We start from the raw sequence: 20,824 nt of genomic DNA, 5'->3' as shown, positions 1-20,824 counted from the left end.
CATTTCTTTATTAAGAGTAATTATAATACAATTATATAAAATATATACAGAAATTTTTATGACTACAAAAATATTTATAGTCCCTTTGGTGGTTAAACCCTCCATCTTCCAGATGGAAAAGCTTTAGCTTGCCATGTGCGCCATGATGCGTTAGCATCATAAGCACCATGACTCAATACAGCAACAAATCACACACAGTTTACTATCATCGCTATCATATAGTGTGGATTACAAAATATCGATACAAGGTGTTAACCTATGATATCAAAAAGCGAGTGAGAGAAATTATTGCAGTAGTTGCAGAAGAGCTCAATATTAAAATAGAAAATGGAGTAATATCAAGCGATCATATACATATATTTGCCAATATACCACCTCATATTAAAGTAAGTGAATTTGTGCAAAAAGCTAAAGGAAGATCGTCAAAAAAGATACAAGAAGAATTTCCAATATTAAGAAAAAAGTATTGGGGTAGACATTTATGGGCAAGAGGATACTTTAGTTCGACTAGTGGCAATGTGACTGATGACATGATTAATGAATATATTAATAGACATACTGATGCTCATGAACCAGCAATGACTACTAATATAAGACTGGAATAAGCTTTAGCTTGATTCTCGACTTCTAGTCGCTATAGACAAACTTTCATCTCTCAGATGAAAGTGATTGATTAAAGAAAAAACTATTAATAGTAAAGATTTGAGTGCTTTAAGCAAAGATATAGACAACACTAAAAAAGGTACAAAATTAATACAACAATTATCAGGTAAAAGTACCTCAAATATGTCTACCGATGAAATAATGAAATTAACACGAGGTAAGGTATAAATATTCTTGACTAAATAGTGATAATAATTTAAAGTCACGCTGTTACTTTGATAACTTATGGCGGGTGTAGCTCAGTTGGTTAGAGCATCAGGTTGTGGTTCTGAGGGTCGCGGGTTCGATTCCCGTCACTCGCCCCATTTTTTATTACATGTCATTCCCGCTTAAGGCTTGCCCCGCGTGGATCGAGAGTCGTCATTGCGAGCGAATGAAATGAGCGTGACAATCCAGAAAAATAATAAAAAATGCTATAAGTTAGCATTTTTTAACTAGATTGCTTCGTCAATTACTTCGTAATTTCCTCGCAATGACGGAAAAACTAATCCACGCGGGGCAAGCCTTAAGCAGGAATGACATAATTCTTTTCATATGAACACCAAACTTTTATATAGACTGGCTAAAAACTTAAGATTCTATAAAAAAGATTTGATCATTGTTATAATCTCTCTTCTTAGCGTATCGCTTGCGTTATTACTAATCGGAAATGTTTTCAGAAATTTAGTTGATCAGGGTTTGGTTTTAGATCGCACTGCGGCAGTTGATAAATCCATATTATATATCTGCCTGCTTATTATTATCTTAAGCATTGCTAGTTTTTTCCGTTCGTATTTTATTAATAATGTTGCTGAGAAAGTCTCGAGTCAAATAAGAAAGGAAGCCTATAGCAAACTAATTAATTATGAAATTACTGAATTTGAAGAGCTAAAAATTGGCGATATAATCTCCCGTCTTACGAGTGATATAGATCAAATATCTAAGCTTATTGTTAATTTCCTATCTTTTTTTATTCGCAATTCAGTGATGTTAGTCGGTAGCATTATTTTGATGTTTTTTGAAAGCTTTAAACTAGCATCGATAGTAATTATCACTATTCCTTTGCTACTGATTCCTATAATCAAATTTGGTAAACATGTTAAAGCTTTATCCAAAAAAACCTTAGAATCTCAATCACTTTTAGCATCTGATATTAACGAAAGTTTTAGTAATATCAAAACCATCCATGCTTTTGGCGGTCAGGCAGCTAAAATTACTGAGTTTAATAATCTGCTGCAAGATTATTTGACCTATTCGGCAACTCGTTTAAAAATTCGTGCTTTGTTTTTCGCATTCTCAATGGCTTTTATATTTCTTGGGGTTACACTCGTTATTTGGATTGGGGCTTTGGATATAGTAAAAGGTAATTTATCCTCCGGTCAAATTATATCATTCATTTATTATGCAATTATTGCCGGCTTTAGTAGTGGTGGTATTTTTGAGCTATTAAGCGAGATGCACTTGCCGCTTGCTGCTTTAGAGCGAATAGTTACCATCATTGATAAATCACCTATAATTAATCATACTAATTATTCGAATTTAAAGCCCGTTAATTCTATATCGTTAGAGTTTAAAAACGTAAATTTTTCATACCCATCAAGACCTAATTTAAAAATCCTCAACAATATATCTTTTAAAATAGATTCTACTCAGTTTATTGGTATCGTTGGCAGATCAGGCTCAGGTAAAAGTACTTTGATGCAGTTACTATTAGGCTTTTATGTCCAAGAAAGCGGTATAATTTTGGTAAATAGCCAAGATATTGCTCTTTTAAATCCTAATGAAATCCGTAAATTAATCGCTTATGTTCCGCAAGAAGCTAGTATTTTTTCTGGTACTATTAAATCAAATATTATGTTTGGTAATGATTCTAGCGAAGAGGAAATAACCGAAATAATAAAAATTACCGGTATAGCTGATTTTGCTGATAAAATTCCTGATGGGATTAATGCCAAAATTGGCGAAAAAGGCGTTAGGCTATCAGGCGGGCAGAAGCAAAGAATAGCCTTAGCAAGGGCTTTACTACGCAAACCGCAAATCCTACTTCTTGATGAAGCAATGAGTGCTTTAGATACCGAAAGCGAGCAGAAACTATTAAACTCTATTAGGGATATAATGCAAGGAAAAATCATTATCTCAATCGCCCACCGCATCAGCAGTATAGAATCAGCAGACAATATTTTGGTAATAGATAAAGGAGTAGTAGAAGCCGAAGGAACGCACGCTCATCTACTAAAAACCTCTGACCTCTACCGCACTATTTATAAGGAAGTGGATTTATGACTAACTACCCACGTGTTGGTATCGGGATTATCCTATTTAATAGTAAAAATGAGATTTTGCTTGGTAAGCGTATTAACTCGCATGGTGAATCTACCTATGGCAATCCTGGTGGGCATTTAGAGTTTGGTGAAACTTTTGAAGAGTGTATCATTAGAGAAGTTTTAGAAGAGACAAATTTGATCATTAAAGATCCTAAATTTTTAGCTGTTACTAATGATGTTTTTGAAAAAGAGCAAAAACATTACATATCGATTTTCCTTAAAGCTCATTGTTTAAACGAGCATGAATTACAGAATTTAGAACCCCATAAAGTAGAAAGCTGGCAATGGTTTGCATTAGATAAACTACCTGACAATCTTTTTTTACCTTTACAAAAGCTAATCAATAAGAAAGGTTATTTGTATAAAGAAATTATAGATTAATTATTAGTTATCTAGACCTAAATACCCAGATGCGTATTTATGCAATACACTTGAAACAAGAGTTTGATAAGGCATTCCTTCTTGAGCTGCAATCCGTTTTATATGATTTAAATCATGTGAGGTTAATCTAATATTGATTCTTTCGGACTTCTTAAAGAAATTAGCTGCCGCAGTTTTAGCTATATTTATTTCTTTTTCTACTTCAACAGTAATAGGTTTTCTAACAACACTATCTTGCTCAAAATAATCTAATATTTCTTGTTCTTCTTCTGTTAATTTATATTTTTTCATAATTTCTAAACCTTAGTTATTTAAGTATTTTTTACTTGCTTTTCTACTTGGTATAATTGTTTTTAAAAAAATTTTATCTTTTTGAATAATATGGGGTACTAAATAACAATAATTATCTATATCAACTATGTACATTTTTTGCTTTGGATATTTACTTTGATTAGGATGATCTATTAAATCTAATACATAGCCTTTTTCTATTAAAGCAATTACCTGTTCAAACGTTATTCCTCTTTCTTTAAATAAAAAAAGTTTTTTTCTTGATTAAATTCAAAATAGTGTTGTTTCTGCATATTTTAATATTATGGTTTTGCATGCCTTTTGTCAATACATATTTAACTGACGTCGACTATGTTTTAAACTAAAAAGAAAATGATCGCTCTTACTGCTCTTATGCGTAAATTAATCATTATCTCTAATGCTAAATTAAAATCTCTTTTTTTAAATTTAAAACATAGTTGACGATTGACAATCTTTTTTTACCTCTAAAAAAGTTAATTGATAGTAATAGTTATGTAATAATTAAAAATATGTTATAGTATAGCTTAATAATTGGATAGGTTATTTCAATGTTAAGTAGAATAAAATTATATATTAAGAAGCACTATAACAGCAAAAAGAAGCTTTCTTTAATTACTCAGGAAGCATTGTTTAAAGCGATACGAGAGAAAAATATTGTAGAAGTTGAGTATTTGCTTGAGCATGGTATTAGCCCTAATACAAATTATCAAGATGATATTGAAGGAGGCGGTGTAATTTTACATTGGGTTATAAAGGAGCAAAATGAAAATGATACGATAATTAAATTATTACTAAAAAGAGGAGCTGATCCTAACAACTTAGATAATTTTGGAGATGCTCCCTTACATTTAGCCGCTCAAAAGGGCTATACTAATAACGCCAGTTTAGGATAAGAGTGTAAGGAATAAAGATAATAAAGCAGGGTATTTACAAGAGAGGAGTGTTGAGTTACATAGATTTTGAATCAAAAAAATATGCACTCAACAATGAAAAGATGTATCATAACTCTATTTTGTATAATAGATAATTATTGTAAAGTTTACGAAGAATGGGAAGAAAGCAAATTAATACCCAGCGTTAGGAAGCGTAGGAGATCAGGGAGTTTAAGGCTTTCAGAACTATATAACTATAGTATTATATTTTTATATATCTCCATGCAAAGATTTTAAGAATTATTATTTATATCATCTATCATGTAAATATAGAGGATATTTTAGTCTTCCTAGTTACAGTCGGATAATCCAGTTGTGGCCAAGATTAGTATTACCTTTAACTATAATGTTACAATTATTTACAGGAGATGAGACTGGTATATATTTTGTTGATTCAACCAAATTATCGATATGTCATGCAAAACGTACAAATAATAATAAAGTGTTTAGTGGCATTGCTAAAATAGGTATGAGTAGTTACGGATGGTTTATGGGATTTAAATTACATATTGTAATTAATAATAAAGGTCAGATTATGGCAATTAAAATAACAAAGGGTAATGCTAGTGATTTATCTGCTGTAGACTCAATTACCAAAGGATTATGGGGTAAATTATTTGGAGACAAGGCTTATATTTCTAAGGAAATGTCCGCTAAATTATTTAGTCGTGGGCTACGGTTATTTACTGGGATTCGCAAGGATATGAAAAATCATTTATTAGATATAGAAGATAAAATACTCTTAAAAAGCAGATCAATAATTGAATCAGTATTTAATGTACTAAAAAACAGCATGAACCTTGAACATTCAAGACATCGCTCCCCTATTAATTTCTTAGTTCATATACTTTCTTGCGTAAATGCTTTTAATTTCAATAAATCTAAAAAATTTCTAACACTACTTGCTTATCCTCAGACCTCCTTATCCTAAACTGGCGTTATTATTTGCCATTCTAGCAAGCTTAGTATTCGGCTTTATACTAATTGAATGCGAGACTATATCTTTAGGATGAGGCTGGGTATGGTTTATGATAATAGGCTGTTTTGTCTCTTCGATATAATCCGGAATATGCTTAATAAGAGTGCCACCTAAAACAACATTTATTAGTTGCATTCCTCGGCATATTCCTAAAACAGGTATATTTTTTTTCTAACGATTTCTTTAAAATCAATATTTCAAAATTATCACGCTCTTCATTAGAAATTACTACATCTTCAGCATATTCAGGTTCATAAAATTTAGGGTGTATATCTTCATCACCGCCAGGTAATATAACACCATCAATAAAATCCATGAGATGATCTATTGTTTCAGCTTGGTATGGCAGTAACATAGGGACGCCGCCGGCTTCGATTATTGCATCGGTATAATTCTTACGTAATGCATACCAAGGAAAGGCGGCATAAGTATATTTTTCACAATTTTGAGCTAAATCAGGAGTAATTCCTATTATTGGTTTTCTATTCATGTTTTTCATATAGAAATAATAAAATTAAGTTTCTGATCATGTAATTCAGCAGGAAAGTTATCTATAACTTGTTCTTTTAAACAAACACCAACAGTTAATATATCTTTATTATTATTTATGTATCGATCAAAATGTCCTTTACCATAACCAAGTCTGTAGCCATCTTTACTAAATGCCAGACCTGGGACAATTATCAATTCTGGTTCATAGAAATCATTATTTATCGGTTCTAAAGTTTTAAAACTCCCTAAAACTAATTCATCATTATAATTATAAGCACAATATTTTATTTCATTATTTATAATTTTAGGCAGAAAAAATTTTATTTCATGATGAATATTTAATAGTTCAAGCAGGTTTATTTCATATTTTAGTGGATAATATATTCCAACATGCTTTACTTTTAACTGTTTTAATAAATTACTGACTTGATTTAGTAAAGAAGTTTTTGTTAAATCAGAATTTATTTTATCTATATTTTTCGTTAAAAGCTCCTTGAAATGCAAACGTGATTCTTGTTTATTCATTATGACTTTACTACTTGTGTATCAAATACTAAATCATGAAGCATTTTTTCGTCTTCCCTAAATATCATCATAATAACGCTTATTATAAAAAGTATACCAGTTAAATTAATCACATAAAAAGCGACAAATCTAATAAATGCTTCACTACCTTTAAGAGTCAGTTCCATCTTGATGAACTACTTTTAAATCTAGTAATTTTTTCCCAATAGAGGCTTGTATTTTTGAAGATTCTAGGTAAGAAAAGTAAAATCCTGAAATAATAAAAAATAAAGCAATTTCTATCATCGTGTCTTTTACAAATGCTATAGTCAATGATAGCAATATTCCAATTATAATTTTATCAATCAAGAAAGCAAATAATCTTCTGAGAATCATAAATTATTCCTCAATATGCGGTGGTGTTTCAAATGTATGAAATGGTGGAGGAGAGGTAAGTGTCCACTCTAGTGTATCAGCTCCATCACCCCAAGGGTTATTTGGGCAGTTTTTGCCGTATTTTAATGTATAGAAAACGATAAACACAAAATAAAGAGCAGCCGCCATAGAAATTCCTGCTCCTATCGATGAAACCATATTCCAGCCGGCAAAAGCTTCAGGGTAGTCTGGTATTCTTCTTGGCATACCTGCAAGTCCTAAGAAATGTTGCGGGAAGAAAGTTAAATTAACACCGACGAAAGTAATCCAGAAATGGATTTTGCCTAAGATCTCGGGATATTGCTTGCCTGATATTTTACCGAACCAGTAATAAAAGCCGGCAAATGCAGTGAATAAAGCACCGAGTGACATCGTATAATGGAAATGTGCCACAACATAATATGTATCGTGCAGAACTCTATCAAGTGCCGAGTTTGATAAGATTATGCCAGTTACGCCGCCGATCGTGAATAATATAATAAATCCTATAGAGAATAGCATAGGTGTTGGGAAAGTAAGTGAGCCACCCCACATAGTTGCGATCCAGCTAAATATTTTGATACCTGTTGGAATTGCGATAATCATTGTTCCGGCAGTAAAATATATAAGGGCGTTGTAAGAAAGCCCAACTGTAAACATATGGTGAGCCCATACAATAAACCCGACAAAGCCGATTATTACCATAGCTCCGACCATGCCTTGATAGCCAAATATTGGTTTACGTGAGAAAGTAGAGATAACTTGGCTTACAATACCAAAACCTGGAAGTATTACGATATATACTTCAGGGTGACCAAAAAACCAAAATAAGTGCTGAAATAATACTGGATCACCACCACCATCAGTTTTAAAGAAAGTAGTACCGAAATTACGATCGGTAAGTAGCATGGTAATAGCTCCACCAAGCACTGGCATAGCTAAAATTATCAAGAATGCAGTAACTAAAATAGACCAGACAAATAACGGCATTTTGAATAGTCCCATCCCGGGTGCTCTCATATTAAAGATAGTAACGATTAAGTTGATTGAGCCAAGTATTGATGAAAGCCCTGTTAAATGCAGACTGAAAATAGCCATATCAACCGCTGCTCCTGGATGTCCGCTTATACTACTTAAAGGAGGGTAGAGCGTCCAGCCTGTTCCTGGTCCGCCGTCAACAAACGCTGATCCCATAAGTAAAATGAAAGCCGGAACTAGCAGCCAGAAACTGATATTGTTGAGGCGTGGGAATGCCATATCGGGAGCACCTATTAGTAAAGGTACAAAGTAATTACCGAAACCACCGAACAAAGCCGGCATGATCATAAAGAACACCATAATCACCGCATGTGCAGTAATCAGTACATTATATAGCTGGAAATCATGATTTAAGAAAGTTCCGCCTGGCATTGCAAGTTCTAGCCTAAACAGCAGCGAAAACAACCCGCCGACAATTCCGGCAAATATGGCAAATATGATATACATAATGCCGATATCCTTGTGATTAGTAGAAAACAGCCACCTCTTCCAGCCGTGCGGAGTGTGGTGATCATCGTGGTTTAGATCGTTAGTAGTTATATCCATAATTGTTATTCTGTTTGTGTTAATATATTTTTTTAGTTACCATGATTCATTACCTAAGGCATCTTCACTTTTTTAAATGTAATTATTTGTAATTCTGGTTTTATTGCATGGCTTTGATGTCATTCCCGCGTAGATCGGTTTTTCCGTCTGAGCTAAGGAAATTACGAAGTAATTGACGAAGCAATCCAACTAAAAAATGCTAATTTATAGTATTTTTTATTATTTTTTCTGGATTGCCACGCTCATTTCATTCGCGTAGCTCAGACGACTTTCGATCCACACAACAATGCCACGCGGGAATGACATATAAAGTGTTTTTCGATCCATACAACAAAACCGGACAAGCCACGGTATGACATCAGGATAAAAACATAATTAATTAGCTGCCAATTTTGAATTCTCACCGTTTGCGGCAACTTTATTCTTACTCGCAACCCAATTATCGAAATCTTCTTTGCTTACTACCTCTATAGCAATCGGCATGAAGCCGTGATTGATTCCGCAAAGCTCGGAACACTGCCCGTAATATACACCTTTTTTGGCGACTCTTGTCCATGTTTCATTTACTCTTCCGGGTACGGCATCTATTTTAAAACCAAGAGACGGAACAGCAAAGCTATGTATTACGTCACCGGCTGTAATTAAAAATCTAACTGTAGCATTCTCGGGTATTACTATTCTATTATCAACATCTAATAATCTTTTTTGGTCAGGTTTTAGATTTTCATCTGAGATCATAACACTATCAAATTCTATATCATTATGATCAGGATATATATAATGCCAATACCATTGGTAGCCTACTACTTTAATAGTTAAATCCGCTTCCGGTATTTTTTCGGCATGACGCAATATTCTAAAAGATGGCACGGCAATAATAACTAAAATTATTATAGGTATTACAGTCCAAATTATTTCTATTAAAATGTTATGCGAAAATTTTGCCGGTACTGGATTATTTCTTGCGTTAAATTTAATACATACAAAAACTAATAATCCTGCAACAAACAAAACTATGGCAGTAGAGATATAAAGTAAGAAATCGTGGAATTTATGTAACTCCTCCATGATCGGGCTTGCAGGTGGCTGAAATCCAATTTGCCAAGGCAAAGGCTCAGAAGCAAAGCAAAAGCTACTAAATAAAACTAAGCCAATTAAAGTAATAACATTCTTCATAAAGTACATAATACAAGTTATTTTTATATTAATATAAATGGATATGTATTTTAATTAAAGCAAAAATCGATAAATAAAATAAATTTTATATGCTATTAATGATGTTTGAGGTGGAAAATGTACCTATATCAGGGTGTTGTATTAAATCTATAACTTCTATTACTTGAGCGTTTATTAATTTAGCTTGAGTTTGTTTATTCGTTAATTGAGGATCATATTTTGTTACAGCAATTACAGAGGGGCAAATATTTTGCACTAATAATGCGTAATCGTTAAAACCTTTTAACTCGGGTAACATAAGTACTTTATCAACAAATGTAAGGGAGCTTAAAATTTTTGCTCATTGTAGTTGATTATGAATAGGTTTACGCTTTTTATATTTAATTATTGTTTCATCAGTTTCTAAAGCAACGATTAAATATTTACCTTGCTTTTTAGCTTCATGCAAAAACTCCAGGTGACCATAATGTAACACATCAAAGCAACCTCCTACCAAAACTATTTTGCTATTTGGTAAACATTTTTTATTTGAAGAAATATTCTCATAATATTCTATTTTTGATGGTTTAACATCTTGATTATTAAATGAACAAGAAGTGAAGTTTGTAAGAATTAATAAAAATAGGAATAATCTAAACATAATTTTAATTATTAAAAATTAAAGAAAATTAACTTTAATAACACAAAAAATATAAAATAAAAACAAAAAGTATTTTGAATAAAACGATTTAAAACTAAATTATTTTATAATTTTTTATTGTAATTTGTATTTATATAGTTCATATTAATAATAACGAAACCAAGATAACTTCTAAGTAATCAATGAAAAACGACACGCTATCTTACGATTTTGATGATGTATTATCAGTTCCTTATCTTAGTGCACGATTCAAAAAAGTTCTTACCTCTGTTTCCCTATTACTATTTATAGCATTAGTGATGTTTGTCTCTTTTGCTGTTAATAACTATGTAAATGATACGTTATCTATAACATTAGTACATCCTGAAGCTGAAGAAATTCAAGAAGCAATTTCATTTAAAGAAGTAACAGTTAAAAAAGGCGATACTATAAATTCTATTCTGAGCGGTCAAAATATCCCAAGAAATGATATAGAAAAAATATTAAGCTTAATAAAAGAAAATAAATTATTGCCATCGCTTAAAATAGGGCAGCAAATTACTTTTGAATATGAAACAAAAATTACCGAAAATGATAATGAGGATTTAACTTCTGAAACAGTATTTCTTAATAAGATTATTTTAGCTATAGATAAACTTAAGACTATTGAAATAATAAGAGAGAATGATAATTTTAAAATTGCAGAAATTATCATGCCTTTAACAAAAACAGTGGCTAAGTCATCTGTAAATATCGAGTCAAACTTTATGTCTGCTCTTAAGAAGCTTGGTTTGTCAAACAATAATATAATAGAGCTGATTAATGCTTATGCTTATCAAATTGATTTTCAGCGTCAAATAAAAAGTGGTGATACTGCGACTGTTATAACAGAAAAATACGTGATGGAAGATGGTAAATTTTCCCATCACGGTAAGATTTTATATGTCTCGTTAAATCTTTCAGGAAAAGAATATAATATTTATCGCTATTCACATGATAATAATGTAAATAATCATGCATTTTTTTCTGAAGATGGTAAAAGTTTAAAAAGAAGTTTGCTTAGAACTCCTTTAAAAGTTATAAAAGTTTCTTCACAATATGGTATTAGGAAGCACCCTATACTTGGTTATACCAAAATGCATAAAGGGGTTGATTTTGCAGCACCGACTGGAACACCTATATATTCGGCGGGTAATGGTGTTATTACTGAAATAGGTTGGAAATCAGGTTATGGGAAATTTATCCAGATAAAACATAGCGGTACGTTATCTACTGCCTATGCTCACGCATCAAATTTTGCTAAAGGTTTAAAAGTAGGAAGCCTAGTAAAACAAGGCGATATTATAGCATATGTTGGAAGCACCGGTAGAGCTACAGGACCGCATTTACATTATGAAGTTAAAATTGATGGTAAACATGTTAATCCTATGTCCGTTAAAATAACACCAGGTGTAGAATTAAGCGGAAAAAAATTAGAAAAATTCAAGCAGTTTAAGAAAGAAGTTAAAACCTTGAATGTTAAGCTTGATAAAGATTTGCAGGCTAATAAAGTAGCTGAAGTTTCGGTGTAATGTGTTAGGCGTGTGTCATTTCATGGTAGTCGTCATTGCGAGGAGCATAGCGACGAAGCAATCTCAGGAGTTATATTCTATTTCATGAGATTGCCACGTCGATGCTATGCATCTCCTCGCAATGACGCCCCTCCTTTATTCCCTTATAAAAATCCCTAAATAATTATGATTCTATCATTTAAAAAACTATATCTAACATTTGCTCGTAGTAGCCGTATTATAATAACATTAGTGATTATTGATCAATTGACTAAATGGTGGTTTATCAATAATCTAAGATGGAAGCCTGGCTTAACCTTAAAGGTCACATCTTTTTTAAATATGGTTTATACTTGGAATTATGGTATTAGCTTCGGTTTAATGCGTGATTATTATCAATATAGTAACATCGTGTTTTTAATAACAAATACGATTATTGTTTGTTATTTATATTATTTAATGATGAGTTCCAAAACCATAGGAGGCTTTGCTGGTTATAGCTTTGTAATTGGTGGTGCTATCGGTAATTTAATTGATAGATCATTTCGAGGAGCAGTTTTTGATTTTATATATTTCCATTATCAAGATTATAGCTTTCCAGTATTTAATCTAGCTGACTGTTTTATTACACTTGGAGTAATTATCTTAGTAGAAGATTATTATAGTGCTAAAAAAAATATTGAAGAAAAAGCTAAAGAGAATTATGATAAAGCCCAAATTGAGGCTATGGCTGAAAAGATTCGTAATGCTCCACAAGGCGATAACGATAAAATATAATCTAAATAATCTATAAGGTATTAAAGTGAGAAAAGTTTTTTTATTATTTACTGTTTTATTAATTACTTCTGCATGTAATAAAAAATTAAAAGAAACTGTAGGAATATCAACAGCTGGTCCTAATGAGTATCAAGTTCAGCGTAGTAAGGCTTTAGAAGTACCGCCTCATTATTATTTACCTGTTCCAACTAACAATCAAGCAGTTTATAATAATGTTAATGATCAGGTCAACCTTAATGAGGGTGAGCAAGCATTAATGCAGGACATTAAATAGGTATACTCAATCGTCATTGCGAGGAGATGCATAAGCATCGACGCGGCAATCTCATAAAGTAGTACATATGATTCCTAAGATTGCCACGCAGTCTACGACTGCTCGCAATGACATTTTCTATACAATCCCTTAAAATTAACTCATGACTATCCATAAAAGACAAAATATAGGTGTTTTTGGGCTTGGTAAAACTGGTATTTCGGTTTACGAAGAGTTGCAAGACAAATGTAATATAATTGCCTATGATGATCTAGAAGCAAATAGGGATAAGTTTGAGGAATTATTCGGTAAAAATTATATTATTCCCATATCTGATATAAAATGGCAAAATTTAGATAAAATTGTATTAAGTCCTGGAATTCCTCTAACACACGAGATAGTCAAAATCGCAAAAAATTTTAATATCCCGATCACTTCCGACATAGATTTATTTTTCGAAAAATCTAAAGGTTTAAACCTCCTAGCTGTGACCGGTACAAACGGCAAAAGTACTACCACTGCTTTAATTAGTCATATCTTAAGTGATAATGGTTTAGATTATCCATTAGCTGGTAATATCGGTGTTCCGGTTTTGCAAGCTAAAGCAAGTAAGGATGGGTATGTGCTTGAGTTATCTTCCTTTCAGCTAGATTTAGTAAAAACTTTTGCTGCTAAAATAGCAGTGCTTCTTAATATTACTCCCGATCATTTAGATAGGCATGAAAATATGGAAGGTTATATTACAGCAAAATCTAAAATTTTTGATCGAATGGATAAAGATAGTTACGGGATAATTAATATTGATAATGATTATTGCCATGAAATTTTTACAAATCTACAACAAAAACATCATATTAAATTAATCCCTTTTTCAGTTACCAAAATTCTTGAAAAAGGTATATCAATAGTTAATGATATAATTACCGATAATTTCTTTGAGCATATTAGTTTTAAACTAATGTCTAATAAGAGTCTGCAAGGAATTCATAACAGCGAGAATATTGCAGCAAGCTATGCAGTTGCTAGAATAATAGGTCTTGAGCCTGTAAAAATTATCGAATCTATAAGTAGTTTTCAAGGACTGCCGCATAGGATGCAATATCTAGGTAGTATAGATGTTATAAATTTCTATAATGATAGTAAAGCAACGAATGCTATAGCTGCCGTGCAATCAATTAAAGCTCTTGATAATATTTATTGGCTTGCAGGTGGTATTGCTAAAGAGGGGGGTATTGAGGAAATAAAACCTTATTTTAGTAAAATCAAAAAAGCTTATTTTTATGGGCAAGCTAAAGAAATGTTTGCAAATACTGCCAAAGATGTAATAGATTTTGTTATATGTGATGATCTTAAACAGGCTTTTGAACTTGCTTATAAAGATGCTTGCAAGGATAACCAGAAAGAAAAGAATATTTTACTTGCACCTTGTTGCAGTTCATACGATCAGTTTAAGAACTTTGAGGAGCGTGGTGAGTTGTTTATTAGATTGTATAATACTCTTATTTGTGCCTATGACAAAAATGCCTTATTAAAAAAATTAATTAGTTAAGTATTAATTTGTTAATATAATTTAATATTAAAATTATGTAATATATTAATAAGCAAGTTAATAATTTTATTAGCTTGTGATCTTAAAAGAACTATTTAAAAATTAAAAAAGAGGTTTTTTATGTTAGGATTTATTACAGCATTTTTTACGATTGAGAGTAGTAATACAAAAAATGATAAATCAATAAAAGGGAAAATAAAAAACGATGAAGCAATAGTAGACACATTCTTAAACATGAGTCTAGAAAGTATAGAAAAGGCTTTCCCAAAGCCTTTCTCTTCTAGTACGCATGTAGAAAAAAAAGTAAATGTTGATGAAAATGATAACGGTATTTTTTCAACATTTTATAATACAGCAGTAAAATATGTATTGGATTTAGTAGCTCCAGTAGTACAATCGGTAGTACAATATGCTCGTGATTATATTGAAGGTGATTATAACAAATATACTCAAGATTGTAGTGTGCAAGGATGTTATAAACAAAATCATGACTCTGAAAACTATCTTGGTGAAAACTATTATGCTGAATTGACAGGAACTACAATAATTCTTATGCACAATAACTAAATTGTTCTACAAAAGCATTGTTTTATGCGGATACCTAATCGTCATTGCGAGGAGAGGTCTCGATTTGGTAATCTTATGAAAATGTCTTATAAGATTGCTGAATCGCTATGTTCTTGGCAATGACGTTTTATTATTTAACTGGATTACTCCGTAATTTTCTAGTAATGATGTTAAAACTGATCAATACAACAGCATAAATAGAAATTACATAACTACAATATGAATAACGAAATATCGAATAATTTTATAAAATTATGGTGGCGTAGTACCGATCGCCAAATAGTTATTTCTTTAGTTATTTTATTTGCTTTTAGCTTAATGCTTGTGACTACTTCAGGTTCAGCAGTAGCAAGTAGAATAGGGCTGGAAGAAAATTATTTTGCATCTAGGCAAGTATTTTATCTAACAGCTGCCTCAGCTTTTATATTGTTATTTTCATGCTTTAATAAGAAATGGTTAAAGCGTTTTGCCATATTGGGTTTTATAGCTAGTATAGTTTTATTAATTGCTGTTAAATTCTTTGGTTACGAAGTGAAAGGAGCAACTAGGTGGATTAATATTGCCGGCTTATCTATTCAGCCTTCAGAGTTTATTAAGCCATTTTTTGCAGTTGTTACGGGCTGGATATTATCGTTAAAATTTAATGATGATTTCCCAAGCTTTACAGTTTGCTCGATACTTTATTTTATTGTTGCTATTCTCTTAATCATTCAACCGGATTTTGGAATGCTTGTGATGATTACGGCAGTTTTTGGTATTCAGCTTTTTATTGCTGGTATGCCAATATTTTGGATTGTTCTAGCTGGTTTTTTAGGAATGATAGGAGTAACTGTTGCGTATTTTTGGTTGCCACACGTTACGCAAAGGATTAACTCATTTCTAGATCCTGATAGTAGTGAGAATTATCAAGTTAGCAAGTCACTGGAAGCTTTTGAACATGGTGGTTTATATGGTAAAGGACCGGGGGAGGGGGCAGTAAAACAGGTTCTACCTGATTCGCACACTGATTTTATTTTTGCCGTTGCTGGGGAAGAATTTGGAGCTATTATTTGCCTTATAGTTATAGGTGTATTTGCGTTTATAGTACTTAGAAGTCTTGCTAAGCTATTAAATGAGCAAGATAAATTCGTCCAATTTGCTGCTAGCGGTATTGTTGCACAATTAGGGCTTCAGGCAATAATTAATATGGGTGTAACTTTGCATTTACTGCCTACTAAGGGCATGACGCTGCCTTTTATTAGCTATGGCGGCTCTTCAACGCTTGCAATTGCTATAGCTACTGGTATGCTTCTTGGCTTTACTAAATACCGAACGCCGCTTGATTCGTACAAGATAAATAAAATAGAAATATGAAAAAGATAGTTTTAGTGGCAGGTGGAACAGGCGGTCATTTTTTTCCAGCAGTTGCTCTTGGGGAGGAGTTAATAAAAAGAAAATATGAAGTTCATTTTATTACGGATTTAAGGTGTGAGAAGTATATAAATCATGATACGGGATTAATTTTTCATGTTATAGATTTAAAACGACCAAAAAATATTTTATTATTCTTGCCGTTATTATCGCTTGCTATTTTTAAAGCTATTAAATTGTTATTTAGCCTTTCTCCCTCTGCTGTAGTAGGATTTGGTGGTTATCCGGTTGTTGCTTCAATGTTTGCAGCAATTTTTCTAAGAGTGCCGATTGTAATTCATGAGCAGAATTCTTATCTTGGAAAGGTTAATAAATTTTTTGCAAATTTTGCTAAGAAAATAGCAATTTCTTATAAAAATACTAAAAACTTGCCTGTAGTTGTAAAGAATAGAACAGTAGTTACTGGGGGGATAGTTAGAAAGAATATTAGAGGCTTGGATTCGGTGGTCAAGCGACGGAATGACAAAGACCGTACCTTTAAAATTTTTATCTTTGGCGGCAGTCAAGGAGCTAAATTATTTTCAGAGTTAATACCTGAAAGCATCAAAGCTTTAATGCAAAAGCAGCCAAATCTTAAACTGCATATAACTCAGCAAGCAGCACTTGAGGATCAAGTAAAAATAAAAAATATATACTCAAATTTAAATATTACTTACGAATTAGCTGAATTTTTTGATAATATGGCAAATCAGTATAAAAATGCTGATTTAGTAATTTCAAGAGCTGGAGCATCTACTATAGAAGAGCTAACTTATATAGGGTTGCCAGCAATTTTTATTCCGCTGCCAAGTGCTGCCGATAATCATCAATATCATAATGCAAAATTATTAGAAGATGAGAAATGTGGTTGGTGCATGAAGCAAGATGATATATCAAGCGAAAAATTAGCCGAAAAAATGTTTGAGTTAATAAGTAATCTGAAGATATTAGAAAATACCTCGAAAAATCTATTAAAAAGAAGAAAAGAGGGTCATAAGTTGCTAAGTAACCTAATAGAAGAGCTAATTTAAACAATATAAGCTCTTTATTCTTGCAAGTTTGATTATTATGTGGCATTAATCATAATAGACTTTTTCATATGGCTTGTTTTTAAAGATAATTTGTCAAGTTATATAAATAAATCTAATTGAAGTTTTGGAATAATATATGTTGAAAAAAATTATAATATTATTTTTAGGTGTTTTTGTGCTGTCAGGTTGTACTGATAGCTTTAGAGGTTACTTCCAAAAATCCGCAAATAATAGGTTAGTTGATAGTAAAGGTTTTAAAGGTGGTAAAAGAAAACCTTTATATAATAATAAATATATTAGTTTAGCTAAAAAGAATATAGTTGAAGATAATCTTGACGATCCAGAGGATGACGATGACGATTATGATAACCCTTTAAGAGGAGAGCAAATTGATCCCGTCAAAAGAAATCGTGAGATATACCTTAAAATGATTAGACGAGATATGGAAAAATATAAAGCTGAATCAGGTGAATCTTCAGACGATGATGATATGATTTTAAGTAAAGCTAATAAGAAAGTTAGAAAGGACAATACCGATAAAGAAAGAAAAATGCAAGAAGAGCTAGACCAGATAAAGGCAATGCTAAGAGAAACTAAGCGTGATATATCAAAATATACTTGCCCAAATGCAACAGCAAATCAAAATTATGTGCCTCCAGTTTCAAACTACGAACCTGTAGCACCAGTTAAAAATAATAAACCTTATAATAATAACTCTAAGGTAAAGCAAAAATTTATCCGTGAGGATGATGATTATAGTAGCAATGCTTGCTCTATTTAACTTTTCATCTCTGTCACCTCGTGGTGGCATTGCCTGCGTGGTTTCAATATCATTCCTGCGAAAGCAGGAATCCAGTATAAAGCGAGAAAAATCGAGCTTTTAATTTTAAAATTTGCTATATTTAGGCTTTTTAAGTACTGGATCCCGTGGACAAGCCACGGGATGACACTGTTGAAAAAGAAGTAAATAAGCTAAAAGACGAAATCACACATTTATTAGAAAATCCCACAACAGAAGAAGATATTGAAAAAATAGAACAGCGTTTAGAGGAATTAGAGAGAATATTTTACGAAACTTGTTGATGGTTGTCGCATTGCGGTGTGGATCAATTTTCTCGTCATTGCGAGAAGAAACTGAAAGTTTCGACGAAGCAATCTCAGGAGTTCTTAGTACTGTTTCATGAGATTGCCACGCTCATTTCATTCGCTCGCAATGACGGAAAAGATCACTATTTCACAAATACCAAATCATTATTTAATGAATCCTTAGAGCTATATTTATAATCTAGATATGAAAATTCTTTAAGTAATTCAGGGGAGTCGATTAGATTATTTGCAATAAATTTCACCATATTTCCACGAGCTTTTTTAGCATTTATCCCAATAGTTGCTAACTTACCATTTCTATTTTCTTTAAAATGAATATTAATTATAGGATATTTTAACTTATCCTGATTTATTACAGATGAATATTCTTGCGATGCAAGATTAAGCAAATATTTATGTTTATGATGCTCAAGCCTCTGATTAATATAATTTGTAATCTCATCTTGCCAAAATTTGCTCAAATCATTTATCTCATTTAACTTTGTTGCCATTTCAAGCCTATAAGGTTTGATAACATCGAGCGGCTTTAAAGCTCCATATAACCCTGATATGATAAGCAAATGCGATTGTAAAAAACTTACTGCATCTTCGCTTAAATTTTCTGATTGTATATTATTAAAAACATCACCCGCATAAGCAAAAATAGCTGCTTTGCTGTCTTGCTTCTCAAAATTCTGAAATCTTTCTTTATTTAAATGTGCCAATTTCTCGCTTATACCCATAGTTTTAGATAGCTGAGCTTCAGAATAATTTTTAACTATAGCAAGTAGTTGATTTGTTATTTTGGGAAAAGTAGGGGAGGTTAGCTCCCCTTTAAAAGCTATCGGCTCAAAATTAAGAGTTTTAGCAGATGAAATAATAGTAAGCATTTAACGAACAGGAGGGTTTGGCACTGTTGAAACAGTACTAGCAATATTTCTATTAGTATCATTAACTGTTCTCATGATAGCATAGCTTGGATCACCATCAGCTTGCATTACTTCTTTTGACTTGGTGTTTTTTTGATTAGAACAGCTAGTTAAAGTCAAAGCAGCAAATAAAATTACTAAATATTTCATAATAAAATCCTTTTTATAAATTTCTCATTTAAGATAATGGCTTATGATAACTATGTCAAGCCACAACCAAGGACCAGCTATTGACAAAATATTAAAATGCTGCTAGTAATTACAATACAAAATAATATGTTAAATTATTTATGATATCTTTGAAAGTTATTAGTTTAATACAAAATTGGCGTTGGCGTAGATAATATTTTTACGTTATGGGTGTATTATGCCCACTGCTCAATTATTAAATTATAACTTATACAGGATATTAAAATGTCATTCCTTAATATTTTCTTAAGAGTCTTCTCTCTTTTATTTTCATTATTTTTCACTTTATCAGTTTATGCGACTCAAAAAAACATCGCTGTTATTGTCCCGCTTGAACATGCAGCAATGACTCAAATCGTAGCAGGAATTGAAGAATCGTTGAAAGCTATAGATGCAAAAATTACAGTAAAAAATGCCCATGCTGATTCTAATATTTTACTTGCTATCATAAAGCAGCTTAAAGATCAAGATATTGACGTAATAATTCCAATCGGTACATCTGCTTGTCAAACTGTAATTTCACATATCCCTAATAAACCGATTGTTTGTGCGGCAGCTAAGATTGATAATAAAAATCTTCCCTTGGTTACTGGTGTTAATGATGAAATAAAAATTACCAGTATCATTAGCAAGTTACCATTTTTACGGAACATTACCTTAATTTATAGCAGCAGCGAAAAAGTTATTTCAGAAGTAGAAGCAACAAAAAGCTATGCGAAGAAAAATAATATTTCGTTAAACTTTAAAATGGTACAAAACTTAAATGACTTATCGGTAGCTGTAAAGAATGCTCCCGAAAATACACAATGCTTTGTGATTTTAAAAGATCATTTAATAGTTAGCGGTATAAATATTTTAAAACAAGAAGCATTTAAACGAAATATTCCTATTATTGCCTCGGATGAAGGGTCGGTAATTAGCGGAGCAACCATCGCGGTAGGGGTGCAAGAAAAAGATATAGGCTTAAAAGCAGGTGAACAAGCAAAGCAGATTCTGCAAGGAACAGCACCTAAGAATATCCCTTTTCAAAATATGGATGAGCTAACTTTATTTGTTAATCTTAAATCCTTTATCAAACAAAAAATTCTTACCAAGGAAAATTTAGCTGCTCTTCCTTTTAACAGAAAAGAGTTGGAAGAGTAATA

General features: G+C 31.9%; 24 protein-coding genes, 1 tRNA gene and 3 pseudogenes. 17 read left to right on the top strand and 11 right to left on the bottom strand.

The features are described 5' to 3' along the window. Nucleotides 1-31 precede the first annotated feature (31 nt). A complete protein-coding gene (locus tag AAGD54_RS02800; RefSeq protein ID WP_341794952.1) occupies nt 32-160 on the bottom strand; it encodes a hypothetical protein in 129 nt (42 codons plus the stop codon). A gap of 7 nt (nt 161-167) precedes the next feature. Between AAGD54_RS02800 and tnpA the strand changes: the two genes are divergently transcribed. The 5 genes and pseudogenes from tnpA to AAGD54_RS02775 form a co-directional block, all read left to right on the top strand. Then, a complete protein-coding gene (gene tnpA, locus AAGD54_RS02795) occupies nt 168-605 on the top strand; it encodes an IS200/IS605 family transposase (protein ID WP_341794341.1) in 438 nt (145 codons plus the stop codon). Between the two features lie 64 nt (nt 606-669). Beyond that, nucleotides 670-831, top strand: coding sequence for a hypothetical protein (locus tag AAGD54_RS02790; RefSeq protein ID WP_341794951.1), 162 nt, complete (start codon nt 670-672; stop codon nt 829-831). A gap of 60 nt (nt 832-891) precedes the next feature. Then, nucleotides 892-968 (top strand) — tRNA-His (locus tag AAGD54_RS02785). A gap of 229 nt (nt 969-1,197) precedes the next feature. Continuing rightward, nucleotides 1,198-2,925, top strand: a complete 1,728-nt coding sequence (locus AAGD54_RS02780) for an ABC transporter ATP-binding protein (RefSeq protein ID WP_341794950.1) — start codon at nt 1,198-1,200, stop codon at nt 2,923-2,925. Further along, nucleotides 2,922-3,248 (top strand): annotated as a pseudogene (locus AAGD54_RS02775) (nucleotide triphosphate diphosphatase NUDT15); the annotation flags it as partial. The gene AAGD54_RS02780 and the pseudogene AAGD54_RS02775, both read left to right, overlap by 4 nt. 102 nt (nt 3,249-3,350) lie before the next feature. Here the strand turns inward: AAGD54_RS02775 and AAGD54_RS02770 are convergent. Beyond that, nucleotides 3,351-3,638: a CopG family antitoxin gene (locus AAGD54_RS02770; protein ID WP_341789024.1), complete on the bottom strand. Its 288-nt coding sequence runs from the start codon at nt 3,636-3,638 to the stop codon at nt 3,351-3,353. Nucleotides 3,639-3,650: 12 nt separating this feature from the next. Beyond that, complete coding sequence (locus AAGD54_RS02765) at nt 3,651-3,773, bottom strand: hypothetical protein (protein ID WP_341789023.1); 123 nt, start codon at nt 3,771-3,773, stop codon at nt 3,651-3,653. A gap of 434 nt (nt 3,774-4,207) precedes the next feature. On the opposite strand from AAGD54_RS02765, the gene AAGD54_RS02760 reads away from it, so the two are divergent. Both AAGD54_RS02760 and AAGD54_RS02755 read left to right on the top strand, forming a co-directional pair. Next, nucleotides 4,208-4,552 (top strand): ankyrin repeat domain-containing protein, encoded by a 345-nt coding sequence (locus AAGD54_RS02760; protein ID WP_341794949.1) that lies wholly within the window; start codon nt 4,208-4,210, stop codon nt 4,550-4,552. 229 nt (nt 4,553-4,781) lie between these two features. After that, on the top strand, nt 4,782-5,522 hold the full coding sequence (locus AAGD54_RS02755) for an IS982 family transposase (protein ID WP_341795150.1): 741 nt from the start codon (nt 4,782-4,784) through the stop codon (nt 5,520-5,522). A 9-nt stretch (nt 5,523-5,531) separates the two neighbouring features. On the opposite strand, the pseudogene AAGD54_RS02750 reads toward AAGD54_RS02755, so the two are convergent. The 6 genes and pseudogenes from AAGD54_RS02750 to AAGD54_RS02725 all read right to left on the bottom strand — a co-directional run. Next, nucleotides 5,532-6,060 (bottom strand): annotated as a pseudogene (locus AAGD54_RS02750) (gamma-glutamyl-gamma-aminobutyrate hydrolase family protein); the annotation flags it as partial. A 5-nt stretch (nt 6,061-6,065) separates the two neighbouring features. Then, nucleotides 6,066-6,587 (bottom strand): 5-formyltetrahydrofolate cyclo-ligase, encoded by a 522-nt coding sequence (locus AAGD54_RS02745; RefSeq protein WP_341788248.1) that lies wholly within the window; start codon nt 6,585-6,587, stop codon nt 6,066-6,068. Nucleotides 6,588-6,737: 150 nt separating this feature from the next. Next, nucleotides 6,738-6,962 (bottom strand): RDD family protein, encoded by a 225-nt coding sequence (locus tag AAGD54_RS02740; RefSeq protein ID WP_341794948.1) that lies wholly within the window; start codon nt 6,960-6,962, stop codon nt 6,738-6,740. A gap of 3 nt (nt 6,963-6,965) precedes the next feature. Then, nucleotides 6,966-8,564: a cytochrome c oxidase subunit I gene (gene ctaD / locus AAGD54_RS02735; RefSeq protein ID WP_341794947.1), complete on the bottom strand. Its 1,599-nt coding sequence runs from the start codon at nt 8,562-8,564 to the stop codon at nt 6,966-6,968. Between the two features lie 375 nt (nt 8,565-8,939). Next, a complete protein-coding gene (coxB, locus tag AAGD54_RS02730; RefSeq protein WP_341788245.1) occupies nt 8,940-9,749 on the bottom strand; it encodes a cytochrome c oxidase subunit II in 810 nt (269 codons plus the stop codon). A 76-nt stretch (nt 9,750-9,825) separates the two neighbouring features. Further along, nucleotides 9,826-10,380 (bottom strand): annotated as a pseudogene (locus tag AAGD54_RS02725) (adenylyltransferase/cytidyltransferase family protein). Nucleotides 10,381-10,562: 182 nt separating this feature from the next. Here AAGD54_RS02725 and AAGD54_RS02720 point away from each other — a divergent pair. The 9 genes from AAGD54_RS02720 to AAGD54_RS02680 all read left to right on the top strand — a co-directional run bounded on the left by AAGD54_RS02720 (nt 10,563) and on the right by AAGD54_RS02680 (nt 18,558). Further along, entirely contained in the window at nt 10,563-11,930 is a 1,368-nt protein-coding gene (locus AAGD54_RS02720) for a M23 family metallopeptidase (protein WP_341794946.1), read from the top strand. Nucleotides 11,931-12,095: 165 nt separating this feature from the next. Next, nucleotides 12,096-12,686 (top strand): signal peptidase II, encoded by a 591-nt coding sequence (gene lspA / locus AAGD54_RS02715; RefSeq protein WP_341794945.1) that lies wholly within the window; start codon nt 12,096-12,098, stop codon nt 12,684-12,686. 25 nt (nt 12,687-12,711) lie between these two features. Next, entirely contained in the window at nt 12,712-12,960 is a 249-nt protein-coding gene (locus tag AAGD54_RS02710; RefSeq protein WP_341788241.1) for a DUF3035 domain-containing protein, read from the top strand. 142 nt (nt 12,961-13,102) lie between these two features. After that, nucleotides 13,103-14,488, top strand: a complete 1,386-nt coding sequence (gene murD, locus AAGD54_RS02705; RefSeq protein WP_341794944.1) for a UDP-N-acetylmuramoyl-L-alanine--D-glutamate ligase — start codon at nt 13,103-13,105, stop codon at nt 14,486-14,488. A gap of 120 nt (nt 14,489-14,608) precedes the next feature. Beyond that, entirely contained in the window at nt 14,609-15,055 is a 447-nt protein-coding gene (locus AAGD54_RS02700) for a hypothetical protein (protein WP_341788239.1), read from the top strand. Nucleotides 15,056-15,274: 219 nt separating this feature from the next. Continuing rightward, nucleotides 15,275-16,408 carry a putative lipid II flippase FtsW gene (gene ftsW, locus AAGD54_RS02695; protein ID WP_341794943.1) on the top strand — a complete coding sequence of 378 codons (1,134 nt, stop codon included), beginning with the start codon at nt 15,275-15,277 and terminating at the stop codon, nt 16,406-16,408. After that, nucleotides 16,405-17,475 (top strand): undecaprenyldiphospho-muramoylpentapeptide beta-N-acetylglucosaminyltransferase, encoded by a 1,071-nt coding sequence (murG, locus tag AAGD54_RS02690; protein WP_341788237.1) that lies wholly within the window; start codon nt 16,405-16,407, stop codon nt 17,473-17,475. Before ftsW ends, murG begins: the two co-directional genes overlap by 4 nt. A 136-nt stretch (nt 17,476-17,611) precedes the next feature. Continuing rightward, the gene (locus tag AAGD54_RS02685) at nt 17,612-18,256 is read left to right on the top strand and encodes a hypothetical protein (protein ID WP_341788236.1); all 645 of its coding nucleotides are present in this window, start codon (nt 17,612-17,614) and stop codon (nt 18,254-18,256) included. Between the two features lie 146 nt (nt 18,257-18,402). Beyond that, entirely contained in the window at nt 18,403-18,558 is a 156-nt protein-coding gene (locus tag AAGD54_RS02680; protein WP_341794942.1) for a hypothetical protein, read from the top strand. 146 nt (nt 18,559-18,704) lie between these two features. Here the strand turns inward: AAGD54_RS02680 and AAGD54_RS02675 are convergent, their stop codons facing one another. Together AAGD54_RS02675 and AAGD54_RS02670 are read right to left on the bottom strand one after the other, a co-directional pair. After that, nucleotides 18,705-19,451: a YaaA family protein gene (locus tag AAGD54_RS02675; protein WP_341794941.1), complete on the bottom strand. Its 747-nt coding sequence runs from the start codon at nt 19,449-19,451 to the stop codon at nt 18,705-18,707. Beyond that, complete coding sequence (locus AAGD54_RS02670; protein ID WP_341789235.1) at nt 19,452-19,643, bottom strand: hypothetical protein; 192 nt, start codon at nt 19,641-19,643, stop codon at nt 19,452-19,454. It lies immediately after the preceding gene. Between the two features lie 261 nt (nt 19,644-19,904). On the opposite strand from AAGD54_RS02670, the gene AAGD54_RS02665 reads away from it, so the two are divergent. Further along, nucleotides 19,905-20,822 (top strand): ABC transporter substrate binding protein, encoded by a 918-nt coding sequence (locus AAGD54_RS02665; RefSeq protein ID WP_341788233.1) that lies wholly within the window; start codon nt 19,905-19,907, stop codon nt 20,820-20,822. Nucleotides 20,823-20,824: the final 2 nt, after the last annotated feature.

Origin of the sequence: Rickettsia endosymbiont of Rhinocyllus conicus (genome assembly GCF_964026465.1) — a bacterium.
Classification (GTDB): domain Bacteria; phylum Pseudomonadota; class Alphaproteobacteria; order Rickettsiales; family Rickettsiaceae; genus Rickettsia.
The sequence above is the reverse complement of the archived record's forward strand: the minus strand, read 5'-3'. Positions and strand labels throughout refer to the sequence as shown.